The sequence below is a fragment of the Plantactinospora sp. B5E13 genome, from assembly GCF_039871775.1.
Classification (GTDB): Bacteria; Actinomycetota; Actinomycetes; order Mycobacteriales; family Micromonosporaceae; genus Plantactinospora.
On sequence record NZ_JBDPLT010000015.1, the window covers coordinates 70,285 to 87,782 of the forward strand.

Annotated in this window: 13 protein-coding genes; 6 read left to right on the plus strand and 7 right to left on the minus strand. The window is 73.2% G+C overall.

Annotation, left to right across the window (positions count from 1 at the left end):
* Positions 1–33: 33 nt before the first annotated feature.
* Together ABGB05_RS16150 and ABGB05_RS16155 are read left to right on the plus strand one after the other, a co-directional pair.
* The gene (locus tag ABGB05_RS16150; RefSeq protein WP_347654217.1) at positions 34–1,275 is read left to right on the plus strand and encodes an SAM-dependent methyltransferase; all 1,242 of its coding nucleotides are present in this window, start codon (positions 34–36) and stop codon (positions 1,273–1,275) included.
* 130 nt (positions 1,276–1,405) lie between these two features.
* Complete coding sequence (locus ABGB05_RS16155; RefSeq protein ID WP_347654299.1) at positions 1,406–1,831, plus strand: helix-turn-helix domain-containing protein; 426 nt, start codon at positions 1,406–1,408, stop codon at positions 1,829–1,831.
* Positions 1,832–1,849: 18 nt separating this feature from the next.
* On the opposite strand, the gene ABGB05_RS16160 is transcribed toward ABGB05_RS16155, so the two are convergent.
* Positions 1,850–2,884, minus strand: coding sequence for a hypothetical protein (locus ABGB05_RS16160; RefSeq protein ID WP_347654218.1), 1,035 nt, complete (start codon positions 2,882–2,884; stop codon positions 1,850–1,852).
* A 115-nt stretch (positions 2,885–2,999) separates the two neighbouring features.
* Between ABGB05_RS16160 and ABGB05_RS16165 the strand changes: the two genes are divergently transcribed.
* Positions 3,000–3,956, plus strand: coding sequence for an NlpC/P60 family protein (locus tag ABGB05_RS16165; RefSeq protein WP_347654219.1), 957 nt, complete (start codon positions 3,000–3,002; stop codon positions 3,954–3,956).
* 19 nt (positions 3,957–3,975) lie between these two features.
* Here the strand turns inward: ABGB05_RS16165 and ABGB05_RS16170 are convergent, their stop codons facing one another.
* Both ABGB05_RS16170 and ABGB05_RS16175 read right to left on the minus strand, forming a co-directional pair.
* Entirely contained in the window at positions 3,976–6,141 is a 2,166-nt protein-coding gene (locus ABGB05_RS16170; RefSeq protein WP_347654220.1) for a DEAD/DEAH box helicase, read from the minus strand.
* A gap of 34 nt (positions 6,142–6,175) precedes the next feature.
* The gene (locus ABGB05_RS16175; protein WP_347654221.1) at positions 6,176–8,053 is read right to left on the minus strand and encodes a BTAD domain-containing putative transcriptional regulator; all 1,878 of its coding nucleotides are present in this window, start codon (positions 8,051–8,053) and stop codon (positions 6,176–6,178) included.
* Between the two features lie 196 nt (positions 8,054–8,249).
* Here ABGB05_RS16175 and ABGB05_RS16180 point away from each other — a divergent pair, with 196 nt between their 5' ends.
* Positions 8,250–9,047 carry a hypothetical protein gene (locus ABGB05_RS16180; protein WP_347654222.1) on the plus strand — a complete coding sequence of 266 codons (798 nt, stop codon included), beginning with the start codon at positions 8,250–8,252 and terminating at the stop codon, positions 9,045–9,047.
* 84 nt (positions 9,048–9,131) lie between these two features.
* On the opposite strand, the gene ABGB05_RS16185 is transcribed toward ABGB05_RS16180, so the two are convergent.
* Complete coding sequence (locus ABGB05_RS16185) at positions 9,132–9,878, minus strand: SDR family oxidoreductase (RefSeq protein WP_347654223.1); 747 nt, start codon at positions 9,876–9,878, stop codon at positions 9,132–9,134.
* 88 nt (positions 9,879–9,966) lie between these two features.
* On the minus strand, positions 9,967–10,539 hold the full coding sequence (locus tag ABGB05_RS16190) for a TetR/AcrR family transcriptional regulator (protein WP_347654224.1): 573 nt from the start codon (positions 10,537–10,539) through the stop codon (positions 9,967–9,969).
* Positions 10,540–10,636: 97 nt separating this feature from the next.
* Between ABGB05_RS16190 and ABGB05_RS16195 the strand changes: the two genes are divergently transcribed.
* Complete coding sequence (locus ABGB05_RS16195) at positions 10,637–12,097, plus strand: DHA2 family efflux MFS transporter permease subunit (protein ID WP_347654225.1); 1,461 nt, start codon at positions 10,637–10,639, stop codon at positions 12,095–12,097.
* A gap of 89 nt (positions 12,098–12,186) precedes the next feature.
* Positions 12,187–15,003 (plus strand): hypothetical protein, encoded by a 2,817-nt coding sequence (locus ABGB05_RS16200; protein WP_347654226.1) that lies wholly within the window; start codon positions 12,187–12,189, stop codon positions 15,001–15,003.
* Between the two features lie 76 nt (positions 15,004–15,079).
* Here the strand turns inward: ABGB05_RS16200 and ABGB05_RS16205 are convergent, their stop codons facing one another.
* The gene (locus ABGB05_RS16205; protein ID WP_347654227.1) at positions 15,080–16,081 is read right to left on the minus strand and encodes a type IV toxin-antitoxin system AbiEi family antitoxin domain-containing protein; all 1,002 of its coding nucleotides are present in this window, start codon (positions 16,079–16,081) and stop codon (positions 15,080–15,082) included.
* Between the two features lie 200 nt (positions 16,082–16,281).
* A complete protein-coding gene (locus ABGB05_RS16210; RefSeq protein WP_347654300.1) occupies positions 16,282–17,325 on the minus strand; it encodes a branched-chain amino acid ABC transporter permease in 1,044 nt (347 codons plus the stop codon).
* Positions 17,326–17,498 lie beyond the last annotated feature (173 nt).

Below are 17,498 nucleotides of genomic sequence, written 5' to 3' on the forward strand. Positions count from 1 at the left end.
CGTGACAACGCCGCCGGCGGAAAGTGGAGAGAGATGCCACAGGATCTCGGCGGCGCGCTCGCCGAAGTACGGGCGCTGCTGCTCGACCCCGGGCTGGCCCGCGCGGTCGCCGCCGGGCGGCGCCGTGGGACGGCCCCGGCGGTGGTACGCGCCGAACTGCGCCCGGTGGCGCTCAAGGCGGGTCCCCGGCTGCAGATCGTCACCGACGACGGCGCCCGCCCCCACACCCGGAACGTCTCCTTCGGACCGGAGGCGGACGCGGCGGTGGACGCCCTGCTGGCCGAGCCGTTCGGCAACTGGCACGTCGAGACGGCCACCACCACCCTGCAGGTACGGGTCACCAAGCGCGGCGAGGCGCAACTGCACCGCGCCCCGGCCCCGCACCCCGGGGTCCGGCCGCAGCCCGACCACCGCACGACGGCCGGAGACGGTGCGACAGCAGGCGCCGATTCGGCCCCGGTCGCGCCGGTCAACGGGCACGACCGGGTCAGGGAACACCTGCTCGACCCGGACGACCCGTTCTTCGCCGCGATCGGCGCCAGCGCGGCGAAGCGGCGTCAGGTCGACGCGTTCCTGCGGGCGTTGGCGGCCACCCTGCCCGCCGACCTGACCGGTCCACTGCGGGTCGTCGACCTGGGCTGCGGAAACGCGTACCTGACCTTCGCCGCCCACCGGTACCTGACCGGCCGGGGCGTCGCCGTCGAGGTGGTCGGTGTCGACGTCCGCGAGGACCAACGGCGCCGCAACACCGCGCTGGCCGAGCAGCTCGGCTGCGCCGACCAGGTCCGGTTCGTCGCCGGCACCATCCTGGACGCGACGGTCGACCCGGCCCCCGATCTGGTGCTCGCGCTGCACGCCTGCGACACCGCCACCGACGAGGCGCTGGCCCGGGCGGTCCGGTGGGAGGCCCGCTGGGTGCTCGCCGCCCCCTGCTGCCACCACGACCTGGCCGCGCAACTGCGGGCCAACCCGGCTCCGACGCCGTACGAGCCACTGGTCCGGCACGGCATCCTGCGGGAACGCTTCGCCGACGTACTCACCGACGCGCTGCGGGCGGCCCTGCTCCGGCTGCACGGCTACCGGGTCGAGGTGGTGGAGTTCGTCGACTCCCGGCACACCCCGCGCAATCTGCTGCTGCGGGCCCGACGCACCGGGGCCGCGCCAACCGCCGAGCAACGGGCCGAGTACGCCGGACTGGTCGAACAGTGGCAGGTCACACCCTGTCTGAAAACCCTGCTCGACCGGCCTGCCGGCGGGTCCGACGCCACCCGGTAGCCGGAGGCGGGAGGGCAGTTCTGGCCGAGGGTACCGGCGGGATGGGGTCAATCAGGCGGCGCTGTCGACCTTCACGTCGCACTACTCTCAGCAGAGTCACCCGCTCCGGGCGAAAGGGATTCCGCTGAGTATTGGTGCCACTCAGGACTCGCCGCAGGCGGCCTTCGCCCGCTTCGTGCGCCGAGCCATCGACGACGCCAAACGCGACCGCGGCTGGACCGTCAGCGAGCTGGCCGCCCACACCGGTGTCGGCCGGTCCACCGTCTTCCGGTGGCTCGCCGGCGACTGGCAGGACTATCCGGAGCTGGCCAAGGTCCGTGGCTTCTGCGCCGCACTGGGCGTACCGGTCGGTGCCGCGTTCCGGGCCCTCGGACTGCCCGACGCCGAACCGGGCCCGCCGGCTGCCCGCCGGCTCGTGGTCGAGTCGCCGGTCGACGCCGACCTACGGATGATCATGTCCCGGCTCGCCGATCCCGCCGTACCGGCCGAGGAGAAGAAGCTGATCCGGGACACCCTGCGCCAGCTCGCCCACCGGCCGATCCGCCGGGCCGGCTGAGGGCCGGCCGGGCAGCCGTCAGGCGACGGTGACGGTGAACTCGGCGGTCCGGACCACGCCCCCGACCTGGAAGTCGAGGTAGAGGCGGTAGCGTCCCGGGCTCGGCACGGTCAGCCAGAACTTCACCGCCCCGCCGACCAGCTCGGGCTCCGGGTGTACGTGCAGGTAGCCCAGGTCACCCTCGCGCAACGCCACCAGGTGCCCGTACGCGCCGAGGTAGGGCTGCAGGTCGGTGACCGGGTTTCCGTCGGCGAAGACCCGGAACAGCAGTGGTGTGCTCGCCCCGACCTGCCCGGTCCCCTCGTACGTCACGGTGAACCCGTCGACGGTCGCCTCCCGGGCTGGCCCCGGCAGCGGGTGTGGCGTGTACGCCCCGGCGACGACCAGGTCGACGCCGAGCGTCACTGGCACCTCGGCGCCGGCACCGTCCCGCGCGGTGAAGTCGGCGTACGCCCGCCAGATCCCCGGCTCGGCCAGGGTGAGCGGCACCCGCCAGGTGCCGTCCGGCCCCCTCGTCGGGTGCAGGTGCTGGTAGCCGGTGAGATCCCGACGGACCACGATCAGGTGCAGCGGCTTCTCGTGCACCACCGCGAAGTCGGTCACCACCCGCCGGTCCGCACCCCGGACCTGGAAGGTGAAATCGGTACGGCGACCGGCGGTGAACGACGTACCCGTCGGCACCAGGGTGAAGCCGGCGGCGCTGACCGCCAGACCCGCCGCCTCGGCGGCACCGGCCGGGCCGGCGCCGGTCGGGTGCTCGTGCGGGCCGGTACCCGGCGGGTGGGTGTGGTCGGCGGACGTCGTACCGGCGGCCGGGCCGCCGACCGGTGTCGCCCCCGGGGCCGGGTTCAGCCGACCGAGGGTGAAGCCGCCGAGCAGGGCGAGGACCAGACCGGCGATGGTGAGCGCGAGGCGGACCGTGCCCCGGTCGGGTACCGCCGACCCGACCGCCTCGTCGGCGTCGGCACGCGACCCGACCACCTTGTCGGCGTCGGCGCGCGGCGGGGAACCGACGGACCGGGTCCGTCGATCGACCGACCGCTGCTGGCTCATACCGGGCAGGTTACCCGCTGGTCAGCTCCCCTGGACCGCCGGTCACCCCGGGCTCCCCGGGCGACGCCGACCGGCACCACGTCGCCTCGGCCGGGCATCGATCGTTGAAGAGATCGTGCCGACCACCGCATGGCCACGTCGCGCCGCCGCGCTCGCCGCCGGGATGACCGTGGCGCTGGCGCTCGCCCCGCTCCCCGGCCGGGCCGACCCGACCGCCGAGCCGGGCCCCGGCACCGCGGCGGAGCAGTTGGAAATCGTCGTCGAGCAGTACAACAACCTGCGGGAGGAACTGCGGGAGACCCAGGCCCGGGCTGCGGCGATCCACGCCGAGATGGTGCAGTTGCAGCGTGCGATCGACACGCACCGGGCCGAGATCAGTCAGCTGGCGGCGCGGGCGTACCGGGTCGGCGACGTCCGCTCGCTGAGCTTCCTGGGCGCCCTGATCAGCATGCGGAACCGGGACGACCTGGTCGATCCGCTGATCATCCTGGACCGGCTCACCCGGGAGCGGCAGCGGGTCGTCACGGGGCTCACCGAGACGTACGCCCGGCTGGCCGCCGCCCGCGACACGGTGCGGACACTCGCCGCCCGGCAGCGGAGTCAGGAGCGTCAACTCGCCGCCCGCCGGCTCGCGATCGAGAGCGAACTGACCCGGCTGGGCCGGTCACCGCGGGGCGACGACCGCCCCGCCGAGACCGCACCACCGCCCGCCGCCTCCGCCCCGGGCGCCGCCAACCAGGCCGTACGGTTCGCGTACGCACAGCTCGGCACGTGGTACCGGTGGGGCGGCGAGGGCCCCGACGGGTACGACTGCTCGGGTCTGACCATGGCCGCCTGGGCGACCGCCGGGATACGCCTGCCGCACAACGCGGCCCGGCAGTGGCGGGCGGTGAGTCGGGTCAGCCCGGCCGCCCGGATCCCCGGCGACCTGGTCTTCTACTACCGTGACCTGCACCACGTGGCGATCTACGTCGGGCACGGGAAGATCATCCACGCGCCCGGGACCGGCCGCCGCGTCCGGATCGACCGGGTCGACTACCAGCCCGTCCACAGCTACGGCCGACCCGGCTGAGCGGACCCGGTCCGGAGCCTCAGCCGGCGACCGCGAGGGCGAACGGCAGCACGGCCGGCACGCCGGCCTGACGCAGCAGCCGGGCGGCCATCGTCATCGTCCAGCCCGAGTCGACCAGGTCGTCGACCAGCAGGACCGGGCCGGTCAGGCCGGCGAGTTCCGCCGCCATCGGCCCGGGCAGGGTGAAGGCGTCGTGCAGGGCTCGTACCCGCTGGGCGCTGTTGCCGCGCGGCCCGGCACCGTCCGGATCGCCGGACCGGGCCGGGACCTCGCCGAGCAGCGGCAGTCGCCCCACCGTGGCGATCCGTTCGGCCAGGGTACGGACCAGCCGTGGCCGACGCCGCGACCCGACCGCCACCACCCCGACCGGGCGGGCCGGCCACCGGTCGTCACCGTGCGCCCACACCTTGAGCACGTCGACCACCGCGCCCGCCAGGTCCTCCGGAAGGTCGGTGTCGACCCCCTCCGGGCCGACCAGGGACCGCAGCCGAGCACCCCAGCCGAGGTCGGAGAGGCGTCCGACAGCCCGCCCGGGCAGCGCCTGCTCGGCCGGACCGAGCCGCCCCCGCAGCGGTACGTCGACCGCCTCCAGACCGGTCGGCCAGAGCTTCTTCGGCGGTATCTCCACCCCGGGGCGGCCCAGGAACGCCTGCGCCGCCGCGAGCCCGGGCGCCGACACCTCGGCCGGATGCCGGGGGCCGACGCACCTGTCGCAGCGTCCACAGGCGGTCGCCCCCGGGTCGTCGAGGCAACGGCGGAGGAACTCCATCCGGCAACCGCTGGTGGCCGCGTACTCCAGCATCGAGCGCTGCTCGACGGCGCGGGCCTCGGCGACCCGACGCAACCGGCCGGCGTCGTAGTGCCACGGCTCGCCGGTGGCCAGCCAGCCGCCCCGGACCCGGCGGACCGCGCCGTCGACGTCGAGGACCTTGAGCATCAGCTCCAGCCGGGCCCGACGCAGGTCCACCATCGGCTCCAGCGCCGGGGTCGAGAGCGGACGGTCCGGCCGCAGCACCCCGAGCACCGCCCTGACCTGCTCCTCCGGCGGAAACGCCAACGAGGCGAAGTACCGCCAGATCGCGGTGTCCTCGGCGCCCGGCAGCAGCAGCACCTCGGCCTCGCCGACCGCCCGGCCGGCCCGCCCGACCTGCTGGTAGTAGGCGATCGGCGACGGCGGGGCGCCCAGGTGCACGACAAAACCCAGGTCCGGCTTGTCGAACCCCATCCCGAGCGCGGAGGTGGCGACCAGCGCCTTCAGCTTGTTGTCCAGCAGGTCCCGTTCGGCCGCGCGCCGCTGCGCGTCGTCGGACTGCCCGGTGTACGCGGCGACGGTGTAACCACGGGTACGGAGGAACTCGGCGGTCTCGCCGGCCGCCGCCACGGTGAGGGTGTAGATGATCCCCGAACCGGGCAGCCGGTCGAGGTGGTCGGCGAGCCAGCCGAGCCGGTACGCCGGGTTCGGCAACTCCAGTACGGCCAGCCGCAGCGACTCCCGGTCGAGTGGCCCCCGCAGCACCAGGGCGTCGCCGAGCTGCTCCGCCACGTCCTCGGTGACCCGGGCGTTCGCGGTGGCGGTGGTGGCCAGCACCGGCGTACCGGCGGGCAGCCCGGCCAGGAAGGTCCGCAGCCGGCGGTAGTCGGGCCGGAAGTCGTGCCCCCAGTCGGAGACGCAGTGTGCCTCGTCGACCACCAGCAGTCCGGTCGTGGCGGCGAGCCGGGGCAGCACCCCGTCCCGGAAGTCCGGATTGTTGAGCCGTTCCGGGCTGATCAGCAGGACGTCGACCGTACCGGCGGTGATCTCGGCGGCGATCTCGTCCCATTCGTCCAGGTTCGCCGAGTTGATCGTGCGGGCCCGGATCCCGGCCCGGGCCGCCGCCTCGACCTGGTTGCGCATCAGCGCCAGCAGCGGCGAGACGATCACCGTCGGCCCGGTCTCCCGGGCCGCGCCCGCTCCGGGCTCGCCCGCTCCAGGCTCGCCCGACACCTGCCGGAGCAGGGCGGTGGCCACGAAGTAGACCGCCGACTTGCCCCATCCGGTGCGCTGTACGCAGAGCACCCGCCGCTTGTCGACCACCAGCGCCTCAATCGCCCGCCACTGGTCGTCCCGCAGCCGCGCCCGCTCGCCGGCCAGCCGGCGCAGCACCGCCTCGGCCCGCTCGCGTACCTCTGCCCGATCGTCACCCATCCGGCATTTCTACCAGCGGATGCCGACGGACGACTCACCGCGCGTGCGGCGGTGCGTCCACTGCCGGCCGGGCGTACGGCGACGGCTCGGGCAACGGGACGGCGGCCGACCATCCGGACACCGGCCCGGCCGACTGCCCGGGAACCGGCACGTTCGGCAGGTCGAACGGCGTCCCGGCCGCCGGTACGGGAGGTAGGAAGAGCAGGATCTCCCGGAGCGGTTCCGTGGCGGTCAGCGGAAGCGCACAGCGGGAGACGAGTTCCTCCATCGACCCGTACGGGCCGCGGAGGCCGCGGTCCGCGACAACCCGCCGCCACTGCGCCTCGGCGAGCCCGGGCAGCCGGAGCACGATCTGCTCGGAAACCGCGTTCAGGTCGACCAGCCCGCCGTCGTCGAAGCGGCGGGGCAGGTCCGGGCGGCCGATCCGCAGCTCGGTCCGGGCCGCCGGGTAGTGGTAGAGCAGATACCTGGCCTGCTCCCGCCGCAGCCGTCGCTCCCCGTCGTGGCGTTTCCCGGCCCATCCGCCGCCCATCGCCGCCCGGAGGCCCCGGTTGAGCAGAACCACGTGGATCACGCCACCGACCCAGCCGGCGGCCATGATGACGATCATCACGAAGTCGAACGGCTTCGGCTCGTCCGGATCGCCGCTGCCCATGGTGACGCTGAAGACCAGGCTGACCAGCAGGTAGCCGACCGCCGACAGGGCGAGTGGCCAACTGCGTCGCCGGATCGCGAAGACGGCCATCACCAGCCAGGCCAGGACGCCGAACGAGACGAGCACGATCAGGGCGCCCAACCCGGTGCCGACGTGGCTGACCCAGAGCGGGGACCGGTGATCGCGGTCCCGCCGCCAGACACCGCCCAGGTCGGGGCCCAGTTCCACCGGCAACCCGCCCGGCGTCACCGCGCCGGTCGGGAACGGCGGCTGCTCGGGTACGTACACCGGCCGGGCCTCGGCCACGGTCGGCCCGGCGCCCTCCGAACCACCGGCACCCTCCGAACCACCGGCGACGGCCGCACCCTCGGCAACCGGACGCCCGGCCGCCTCACCCCCGGCCGTCACGTGCCCGGCCGTCACATGCCCGGCCGCCACAGCCCCGAGCCCGGGATCCGGTTCCGGGGCTGTGGCGGCCGGGGCCGGGGTGGGAAGTGTGAGACCCGGATCGGACCGCAGGATCCGCCGGTGCAGTTCCTGGAGCTGCTCACCCGGCTCCACGCCGTACTCGTCGCGCAGCAGTGACCGGGTCTCCCGGAACGCGGCCAGCGCCTCGGCCTGCCGCCCGTCCCGGTAGAGCGCCAGCATCTGCAGGTAGCGCAGCCGTTCCCGGACCGGGAACCGCACCACCAGCCGGCTCAGCTCGGCGACCAGCTCCTGGTGGCGCCCCAGCTCCAGCCCCCACTCCGACCAGGTCTCCAGGGCGGACGTACGCAACTCCACCAACCGGTTGCGGGCGGCCTCGAAGAACGGCGTATCGAGGCCCGGGAACGGCTCGCCCCGCCAGAGTTCGAGCGCGGTCCGCAGCAGCTCCACCGCCTCGGCGACCCGGCCGTCCGCCCGGGCCGCCTGGGCCTGCCGGATCAACCGTTCGAAGCGTGCCGCGTCGACCGCGTCCAACGGCACCCGCAGCAGGTAACCGGCGTCGGTGAGAGTGAGCACCTGGGCCGGGGTACGCGGCGAACGCTCCGGCTCCAGAATCCGGCGCAGCCCGGCGATGTACTTCTGCACCACGTTGGGGCCGTTCGCGGGCGGATCCCCGGCCCAGACCGCGTCCACGATCCGCGCCGTCGACACCGGCCGTCCGACGTGCAGCAGCAACACGGCCAGAACCGCCCGCTGCTTGCCGGGACCCAGATCGAGCTCCTGGTCGCCGTACCAGGCCCGCTGCGGGCCGAGGATCTCAAATCCCACCATCGGCGACCAGACGACCTTTCCGGACCCTGCGTCAGGACTCAACTCCGCCGCTCACGGCCGCACCGCGGCGGACAGCAGTGCCACGGCATTCCGACGGCAGTGCCACGGCATTCCGACCGCAGCATAACGGCAGTACGACGACAGTAGGTCCAGGCAGCATCTCCCTGCGGAAGCACAGACGTTCGAAGGGAAGACAATGAACAGAACCATCGGGGCGACCCGTGCCGTACGCCTGACCGGCGGTCTGTTCGCCGTGGCACTCGCGGCGGCGGCGCTCGTCGGGTGCGGCTCCGAGCTGAACCCGCTGGCCGAACCGACCGCCAAGGAGAAGCTGCTGGCCACGGTGCCGGACGGCGCGGAGGGCCCGTTCCGCTTCACCCACAAGGACAGCACCGGCGAACTGACCGGCTCGGTGGACGGGGCGGCGAAAGCGGCCGAGCTGGCGATCTCGACCAAGGACCCGGAGCACGGTTTCACCACCAAGGTGGCATTCCTGGTCATCGGCGACGACGTGTGGTCCAAAATCACCTTCTCCGACACGGAGGGCCTGACCGGGCTGCCGAAACTGCCGAAGACGTGGATGGCGATCGACCGCGCCAAGCTCGACGACGGCGAGAGCGTGCCGCGCTACGAGGGCGTGGACATCGGCAACACCGGCCCGCTGATCCAGGCCGCGACGTCGGTCGAGGACCAGGGGTCCGGAAAGTACTCCGGCAGCATCGACCTCACCTCGGGTGAGGCGGCCGAAGTCCTGGAGGCGGACCAGATGACTGCGCTCGGCGAGGCGGCGAAGCAGGTTCCGTTCACCGCGACCGTCGACGGCGACGGCAACCTGACCTCGCTCACCCTCGAGGTGCCCGCCGCCGGCGACGCGAAGGCGTACACGTACGTCGTGACGTACGAGGACTACGGCAACGCGCCGAAACTGACCGCGCCGGAAGGCGACGAGGCCCAGCCGGCGCCGGCGGCCGCGTACGAGATGTTCAACGCATAGTCGGAACGTGGGGGGCGGCGGCTGCACGGGGAGCCGCCGCCCGATCCGGTCAGTTGCCGGCGCGGATGCCCCGGCCAGGCGATGTCAGCGGCCGAAGACCGAGCCGCCGTTGACCCCGAGCACCTGTCCGGTGACGTAGCCGGCGGACGGGCCGGCCAGGTAGCGGACCGCCGCCGCGATCTCGGCCGGCTCACCGGCCCGGCCGACCAGGGTGGCGTCGACCCGCCGCTGGTGCCCCTCCGGGGTCATCCGGTCGCCGAAGAACTCGGTGTCGACGACATAGCCGGGAGCCACCACGTTGACCGTGATCTGCTCCGGTCCGAGCTGCTGCGCCAGGTCGTACGCCCAGCCGTGCAGTGCCGCCTTCGCCGCCGAGTACGGCCCACCGCCGCCTCGCAGCGCGGCGATCGAGCTGAGCAGGATCACCCGTCCGCCCGGTCGACGCAGCGCCGGCCGCAGCGCCTCGGTCAGGAGTACGGCGGTGAGCACGTTGCTGTCGAGGTTCGCCCGCCACTGCGCGGCGACACCCTCCAGGGTGGATCCGTCCCCGCCGAGGTAGCCACCGGCGTTGTTCACCACCACGTCGACCTGCCGGTCCCCGACCGCCGCCACGACCGGCGCCAACTGCGCCGGATCCGTCAGGTCCGCCGGCACCGCCTGAACCGCGTCCGGTCGGCCGCAGCCGGCCCCGATCCGGTCCGCCGCTCCCCTGAGCAGGTCGGCACGGCGTCCGACGACGATGATGTCGTACCCGTCCTCGGCCAGACCCGCCGCGATCGCCGCGCCGATCCCGGTCGCGCCGCCGCTGACCACCGCCAGACGTTCCGTCATCAGTTCCCCCATGTGCTGGTCGTTTCCGGACATCCTGCCCAGCCGCGGGCGCGATGATCAAATTCGGGGACGGGCGGTGGGACGGCGCTCAGCAGCCGTGGTCGCCCGACTTGGCGCCGGGGCGGTCGAAGGTGTCAAGAAGTTCGGCCGCCCAGGTGTCCGGGGTGACCGCGTCGGGGCCGGTGACCCGCATCGCACCGAGTACGGTGAGCAGCATTCCGGCGGCCAGGAAGTCCCGGGTCTGCCGGGGGTCCGCGCCGGTCAGTTCGCGGACCAGGGTGTAGATCCGGCCGAAACGGTCGCGGACCCGGGCCCCGATCTCCGGATCGGCGCTGGCCGCGAAGCCGTGCATCAGGATGGCGAGCAGGTCGGGTTCGGCGAGTAGCCGGTCGTAGCCGTCGCCCAGGGCTTCCAGGTCGGCCCGTTCCGACGCCGCGTCCCGGAAGATTTGCTCGATCCGGCCGGTTGCGTGCTCGACGGCGGCGATGAAGAGCCGCTGTTTCGACCCGAAGAGCCGGATGACGTACGGCTGGGAGACGCCGGCCAACCGGGCCACGTCGTCGGTGCTGGTGCCGGCGTACCCGGCCCGGGCGAATGCCCGTACCGCGGCCTCCACGAGTTGCTCGCCTCGTTCGGCGGCGGTCAACCGGGTCCTGGTCATCGTGCCTCCTTCAGCCCGTCGGTTGACATGTTATCAGTTGATAGCTACTTTCGCTCCCGTGAAGTTATCAGTCGATAACAACTAAGGAGCTGTCCCGATGAGCCGATCCGTGGTCACCACCGAACCGGCTGACACCGCCGGACCCCGTCCGGCCCCACCGTCGGCACCGGCCGGACCCACCGGCCGGTCCGGCAGCGGACCACTGGCCGCCGTGCTCGCCGCGGTCGGCGTACCGATGTTCATGGTCACCCTCGACAACCTGGTGGTGACCACGGCGCTGCCGGTGATCAGGACCGAACTCGGCGCGTCCCTCACCGACCTGCAGTGGTTCGTCAACGGCTACACGCTGCCGTTCGCGGCGCTGCTGCTCACCGCCGCCGCACTCGGCGACCGGATCGGGCGACGCCGGCTGTTCCTGGCCGGCATCACCCTGTTCACGATCGCCTCCGCCGCCTGCGCGCTGGCCACCGAACCCTGGATACTCACCGCGGCCCGGGCCGTCCAGGGCGCGGCCGGAGCCGCCGTCATGCCGCTCTCCCTCACCCTGCTCGCCGCCGCCGTGCCGGACCGACTGCGCAACGCCGCCGTGGGCATCTGGGGCGGAATCAGCGGTCTCGGGGTCGCGGTCGGGCCGCTGGTCGGCGGCGCGGTGACCGAGGGACTGGACTGGAGCTGGATCTTCTGGCTGAATGTCCCGGTCGGGCTGGTGGCTGTCCTGCTGGTAACCACCGTGCTGCGCGAATCCCGGGGGCCGGCCGGCCGGCTGGACCCGTTGGGACTGGTCCTCTCCGCCGCCGGCATGCTCGCGCTGATCTGGGGCGTCGCGAACGGCGAGGACCGCGGTTGGACGTCCACGGCCGTGACCGGCACGATCCTCGGTGGGCTTGTCCTGCTGGCCGCCTTCGTGCTCTGGGAGCACCGCACCCCGACCCCGATGTTGCCGCCACACCTGTTCCGCTCGCGCGGATTCAGCCTGGTCAACGCGGTGGCGTTCACCTTCTCGCTCGGCGTGTTCGGCTCGGTCTTCCTGCTCGCGCAGTACTTCCAGGTGGCACAGGGGCTGAGTCCCATCGCCGCCGGCATCCGGACGATGCCCTGGACCATGGCGCCGATGCTGGTCGCACCCCTGGCCGGCCTGGTGGTCGGCAGACTCGGCCCACGCGTCCTGATCGTCACCGGGCAGATGCTGCTCGCGATCGCCCTCGGTTGGCTCGCCCTGGTCAGCACCGTCGAAGCCGGATACGGCGCCCTCGCGGTACCGCTGGCCCTGGCCGGCGTCGGCATGGGCCTGACCTTCGCCCCGATGAGCACCGCCACGCTCGCCAGCGTGCCGTCCGAGGCCCAGGGCATCGCCTCCGGCACGTACAACACCATCCGGGAGCTCGGCGTCGCGGTCGGGGTGGCGGTGCTCGCCTCGGTCTTCGCCGGCCAGGGCGACTACATCACCCCGGCGTCGTTCGTGGACGGCCTGCGACCGGCGGTGGCCGTCGGCGCGCTCGTGGTGGCCGTCGGGGCTGTCCTGGCCCTGCTGCTACCCGGTCCCCATCGCACCCGGTGAGGATCGGCTGACGTCAAAACTCCCCTTGTCCGCGCTCGCGACACTGTGGTCATCTTTAAACGACCCAGGGTCACAGTCGGAGGTGCGGGATGCGAGGGCTGACGGAGCAGAAGCAGTCCGCCTCCGGACGGGAACGACTCCCGTCGGGCGGCTCGGAATTCCTCGGCCTGCTCGCCGACCTGCTCCGGCGACCCCGGCGAGGCGAACGCAAACTGCCGCTGATCTGGCTGGTCCGGGCCGACGGCGCGCCCGACCTGATCAGCCTGCTCCGCCGGATCCTGGGCCGGGGACAACGACGCCGGATCCCGCACGCCGTCCTCGAGGCGTCCGCCCGCTCGGCCCGGCAGCCCGACCCCGTGCCGCTGCGGTCCAGCCCCACCGCCCGGCAGCCCGCGCACACCACCCGGGACGGCGGCCCGACACCGTCGGCCGACAGCCCGCCGACCGCCGGCGGGCCGACCGCCGGAACCGACCTCGCGATCGCACTGCGTCAGGTGTACCGGCAACTGTCCCTGGAGGCGTTCGGCGGTGAGCGCCTCCGGTTCCGGCACTACCCGCTCGCCGACTGGCTGCTGCACCAGACGCCGACCGACGAATCCGACACCGGCGAGCACCGCCGCGACCTGGTCCGGCGGCTGCGCGACCGACGTGGACGGCGGCCCGCCGACGAGACGACCGACGGCGGACCCGCCGGCGGCGACGACGCCGGCGCCACCGTCTACCAGTTCGTCTTCTGGCTGGTCCGTCGCGCGATCCCGAGCATCGTCTTCCGGGTCGCGATCTCCGGACGGGTCCCGCTGCTCGGTTCGCACTACCGGTGGTTCATGCGCCAGCAGTATCTCGCGCCCCGGCAGTCGGTGAGCTTCCTCGGTTTCGCCGAGCGGCTCACCGCCGGCTGGCGGGACGCCGAACAACCCGACCAGGTACACAAGCTGCTGGTACACGCCTTCCTGGAGGACCTGCGGCAGGCGTACCGGCGGCGGTTCTGGCGACCGGGAAGCTGGCGGCGTACCGCGTACCCGATCCTGCTGGTCGACGGGGTGCGCCCCGGCGACCCCGGGCACACCCTGGTCCGCCTGGTCAACGACGTCCGCAACGAGACGGGACGCAACGACCCGCTGCTGGTCCTCGTCACGGCCACCGCCGCACCACCCGAACTGCCCGAGGCGTATCCGCTGGTCGACGCGGAGGAGGCGTACGACGAGTGGGCAGACGTGCTGCCCGAGACGCGTCGGCTGCGCCGGGCCGGGGCCTGGCTCATCGTGCTGGCGCTGGGCGACCCGAGCGACGGATCCGAGCCACGGGGCGGTACGCACCACTTCAGCCCGCCGCCCCCGCCGTGGTGGTCCCGTCGCTTCCTGCCCGCCGCGATCAGCCTGCTGCTCCTCGCCGGCGCCGTGACCTGGGTCGACAGCCGGTGGTCGGTGGACTGCCACCCGGCGGCCGTACCCGGGGTCGCGGTGTCCGTCGAGATGGTCGACGGCGAGTGTGTCGGCTACAGCGACTCGGCCCGACACGTCTTCAACCGGGACCCGGGACAGGACCGGCTCCGGGCGATCCAGCGACGGATCTTCGCCCAGAACACCGCCGCCGAACAGGTCTGGGAACGCAGCGACCGGCGGCGGCCCTTCCTCACTCTGGTCTACCTCGGCACCCTCACCGGCAACCGGACCCGGGCCGACGAGGAGTCGTACGTCTCGGAGCGGGAGGAACTGGAGGGGATGGCGACCGCCCAGTACGCGCTGCTGCAGGAGTCGGCCGGTGCCGACGGGGCGGCGCTGCTCCGGGTCGTGGTCGCCAACGGCGGCCACCAGATGCGGCACGCCGGACGTGCGGTGGCGATGCTGGCCGACCTCGCCCGGGACGACCCGACGGTGCTCGGCGTGGTCGGCCTGGTGGACAGCCGGACCAGCACCGCCCTCGCGCTGCGCGAACTCAACCGGATCGGCCTGCCGGCGATCGCGCCGACCCTCTCGGCCGACGGTATGGACGCCAACTCCGACCTCTACCTGCAGATCTCCGCGCCCAACCGGGACCAGGTGGCGATGATCGACGAGTACGCCCGGCAGGTGCTCCGGGTCGACGAGGCACGGGTGTACTACACCACGGGTGAGTACAGCTCCCTGACCGAGGACCTGTACGTCGGCACCATGCTGACCGGGCTCCGGCAGCGCTTCGGTGACCGGCTCGCCCGGGCCGAGGAGTGGCGCACCGGACAGCGGTTGACCGACAACTGTGGATATTCCGGCCTGCTGCTCTTCACCGGCCGCTGGTCCGAGTTCGACGGGTTCCTCCGGGCGTTGAAGGAGTGTGGCGCCAACCCGCCCCGTCACCTGGTCGCCAACGACTCGGCCAACCGGTACATGGCCAATCCCGGCCTCCGGGCCAGCGCCCCCGGCAACCTTCCGGTCACGTACGTCTCCAAGGCCGGTCTGGCCAGCTGTGCGAGTCTGCACGCCGCCCGGGATCGTCGGGACGACGTGCGTGGCGGCTTCCTGACCTGGATCCAGGCCGACGGTCTGCTCGACGTGCCACGCTGCCGGGACGGCGTCAACGCCCCGGTCGGCGAGCGGGTCAGTCTGGCGTACGACGCGGCGACCATGATGGTCCGCGCGGTGGAGGGCCTGGCGGCGCGGCTGCGGCACGCCGACCCCCGGCAGCGCTGGAACCCCCGGGCGGTCAATCCGATCGGGGTGCACACCGAGGTGCTGCGGCAGAACGCGGCACAGGGTTTCCCGGGGGTGGCCGGGCCGATCCGGTTCGCCCCCGACTCCGGCGAGCCGGTGGCGAAACGGATCTCGTTGCTGCGGGTGGCCCGGGTGCCCGACGTGGCCACCGCACCGGTCGAGGTGTTCCACTGCGGGCTCGACGGCGTCTCCCCGGACCAGCGCTGCCGTCCGGTCTGACAGGCCCCGCCGTTCAACCAGCGAAGCAGTGATCACGTAATCGCCGGCCTACCCCAGCCGGCCGGCGATTACGTGATCACGGGATGGACGCCGCCGTACAGGCGGGACCGCACGGGCGCGGTGGGCCGGCCCAGCCGTTGCGGCGGAGCACCGCCCCGACCTGGGCCGCCACGCCGCACGGAGCCTCGACCACGTCGGCCCAGCCGTATCGCAGCGTGGTGTCGCCCAGTACCGCCGCCGCGTTGTCCCGGTGGGCGTCCCGCCACCGGCGATCGGCGGGGTGCGCAACCCGGCCGTCGAGTTCGACCCGGGTCCGGTAGCCCAGGTAGTACACGTCGTCGTACCAGTGGCCGCCCTGACGGGCCCGAGCCGCCTGCCGATGTCCGGTCGGCAGATGATGGGCCCGTTCGACGTCCCGGAGGTAGTGAAGTTCCAGTGGTGAGTGGCAGCCGTCCGCCACGTCAGCCAGAGCCGCCCCCAGTTCGGCCCGCCAGCGCAGCTTCGCCCGCCGGTCCATCGCCGCGCCGATCCGCTCCGCCGTGCTGAGCCGGCGGCCGACCGCCCGGGTCAGCCAGCCGATCGCCTCGTCCAGTGTGCCGGCCTGCTGGGTCAGGTCGAGCACCGTCTCCTCGACCCGGGTCTGCGGCGGCAGCCGGCTCGGGTGCCGGGCCGCCCCGATCCCCGTACGCAGGTGTAGGACAACCCCGGGCAGGCGGTGTACCCGGCGGTTTCCGGGCACGGTGACGTGGACGTCCGGCCAAGGATCGTCGACGAGTCCCTGCAACTCGGCGGCGGTGTGGTGACTGAGTACGGCACCTCGGCCGGCACGCAGCAGACTCGCCCAGAGCAGCGCCGGACGCGTCGGCGGTCCGGTGAATACGGCGAAGACCCGTCCGGCGGGCAGCCGCCGCCACCGCCCGGTCTGCACCCGGTGTTCGAGCTGCGCCTTGGTCAGTCCGGCCGCGTACGCCTGCTGGCGGGTGAGCACTCCGTGCTGCCGCCGGAGCAGTTCGGGCAGGGTGGGATGGCCGGCCGGATCGCCGCGACCCGGGCGGTGCGATGCGGGCTGCTCGGACATGCGGCCGAGGGTGCCGAACGGCGGTGGGCACCGCCACCCCAAGCCGCGGGCCTGTGGACAACCGGTCGGGTTGTGCACAGGCCCGACCCGTCCCCTGGTTACACCGACCCGTCCCCTGGTTACATCAGCGGTTCAGTGATCACGTAATCGCCGGCCTACCCCAGCCGGCCGACGATTACGTGATCACCGAGGCGGCCGGGTCAGTCGGGACGGCGGCGGCCGACGCCGAGGGCCGCGCGCAGCGGGCCGAGTCGACCGGCGAGGCCGGCGAGCCCACCCGGGAAGAAGTACACCGCCAGGATGAAGACGGTGCCGAGGACAAAAAGCGGCTGGGAGAGCGGCCCGCTCAGGAAGCCGGGCAGCGAGTCCACCGCGGAGGAGGAGCCGAAGGCGGTGAGCCGGTGGTCCAGGTACATGTAGAGCACTCCGCCGAGCACCGGACCCCAGCGGGTCCCCGGTCCACCCAGCACCACCATGACCAGCAGGGACAGGGTCAGTTCGGAGGAGGTGACGTGTGGTGAGGCACCGCCGACCAGCAGGCAGTAGATCACCCCGCCACCGACCGCCAGCCCGCCGGAGAGGGTGAACGCGACCAGCTTGAACCGGTACGGGTCGAGCCCGAGCACCCCGATCCGCCGTTCGTCGTCGCGGAGGCCGGCGAGGACCCGACCGGCCGGCGAACCGGCGACCCGGTGCACCACCAGTACCACGACCGCCAGGTACGCCAGCGCCAGCCAGTACAGGTTGACCGTGTTGGCGACGCCGACCAGCATCGTCGGCAGTCCGGAGACGTCCAGCGGCAGACCTTCCTCGCCACCGGTCAGCCCGCCGAAGTCCCGGGCCACCAGGATCGCGCCCACCTGGGCGAACGCCAGGGTCACCATGGCGAACGCGATGCCGGCGGTACGCAGCGCGACCGCGCCGAGCAGTGCGGCGAGGATGGTGCCGCCGGTGAGGGTCAGCAGGGCCGCCTGCCACAGCGGCAGTCCGCCCTTCGTGATCAGGATGTCGGTGCCGTAGACCCCGGCCGCGAAGTACAGGGCGTGGCCGAAGGAGAGCATCCCGGTGCGGCCGAAGAGCAGGTCGTAGCCGGCGGCGAGGCCGCCGAAGACAAGGCAGATGGCGAGCAGTTGCAGGGTGCCGGGGGCGTTGAGCGGTCCGTCGAAGATGCCCGGCACGGAGACCGTCGAGTACGGCAGCACCGCGAAGACCAGCAGCACCAGCAGGGGCGACCAGGTCCGCAGGAGGGGCCGCCAGCCCCGACCGGCCGTCGGGGCCGCCCCAGCGGCCGGAGCTGACGCCGAAGCCGAGGTCGGGCCCGAAGCCTGCGCCGAAGCCGGAGCCGGGCCCGAAGCCTGCGCCGGAGCCGGGGCCGGGGCCTGCGCCGAAGCCTGCGCGGGAGCCGGTCCGGCGGACG

What these genes read in the sequence shown, in the direction of transcription:
- ABGB05_RS16190 (WP_347654224.1), bottom strand. Translation starts at nt 10,539, where the DNA reads ATGACCAGGACCCGGTTGACCGCCGCCGAACGAGGCGAGCAACTCGTG.
- ABGB05_RS16185 (WP_347654223.1), bottom strand. Translation starts at nt 9,878, where the DNA reads ATGACGGAACGTCTGGCGGTGGTCAGCGGCGGCGCGACCGGGATCGGC.
- ABGB05_RS16170 (WP_347654220.1), bottom strand. Translation starts at nt 6,141, where the DNA reads ATGGGTGACGATCGGGCAGAGGTACGCGAGCGGGCCGAGGCGGTGCTG.
- ABGB05_RS16205 (WP_347654227.1), bottom strand. Translation starts at nt 16,081, where the DNA reads ATGTCCGAGCAGCCCGCATCGCACCGCCCGGGTCGCGGCGATCCGGCC.
- ABGB05_RS16195 (WP_347654225.1), top strand. Translation starts at nt 10,637, where the DNA reads ATGAGCCGATCCGTGGTCACCACCGAACCGGCTGACACCGCCGGACCC.
- ABGB05_RS16200 (WP_347654226.1), top strand. Translation starts at nt 12,187, where the DNA reads ATGCGAGGGCTGACGGAGCAGAAGCAGTCCGCCTCCGGACGGGAACGA.
- ABGB05_RS16160 (WP_347654218.1), bottom strand. Translation starts at nt 2,884, where the DNA reads ATGAGCCAGCAGCGGTCGGTCGATCGACGGACCCGGTCCGTCGGTTCC.
- ABGB05_RS16175 (WP_347654221.1), bottom strand. Translation starts at nt 8,053, where the DNA reads ATGGTGGGATTTGAGATCCTCGGCCCGCAGCGGGCCTGGTACGGCGAC.
- ABGB05_RS16150 (WP_347654217.1), top strand. Translation starts at nt 34, where the DNA reads ATGCCACAGGATCTCGGCGGCGCGCTCGCCGAAGTACGGGCGCTGCTG.
- ABGB05_RS16180 (WP_347654222.1), top strand. Translation starts at nt 8,250, where the DNA reads ATGAACAGAACCATCGGGGCGACCCGTGCCGTACGCCTGACCGGCGGT.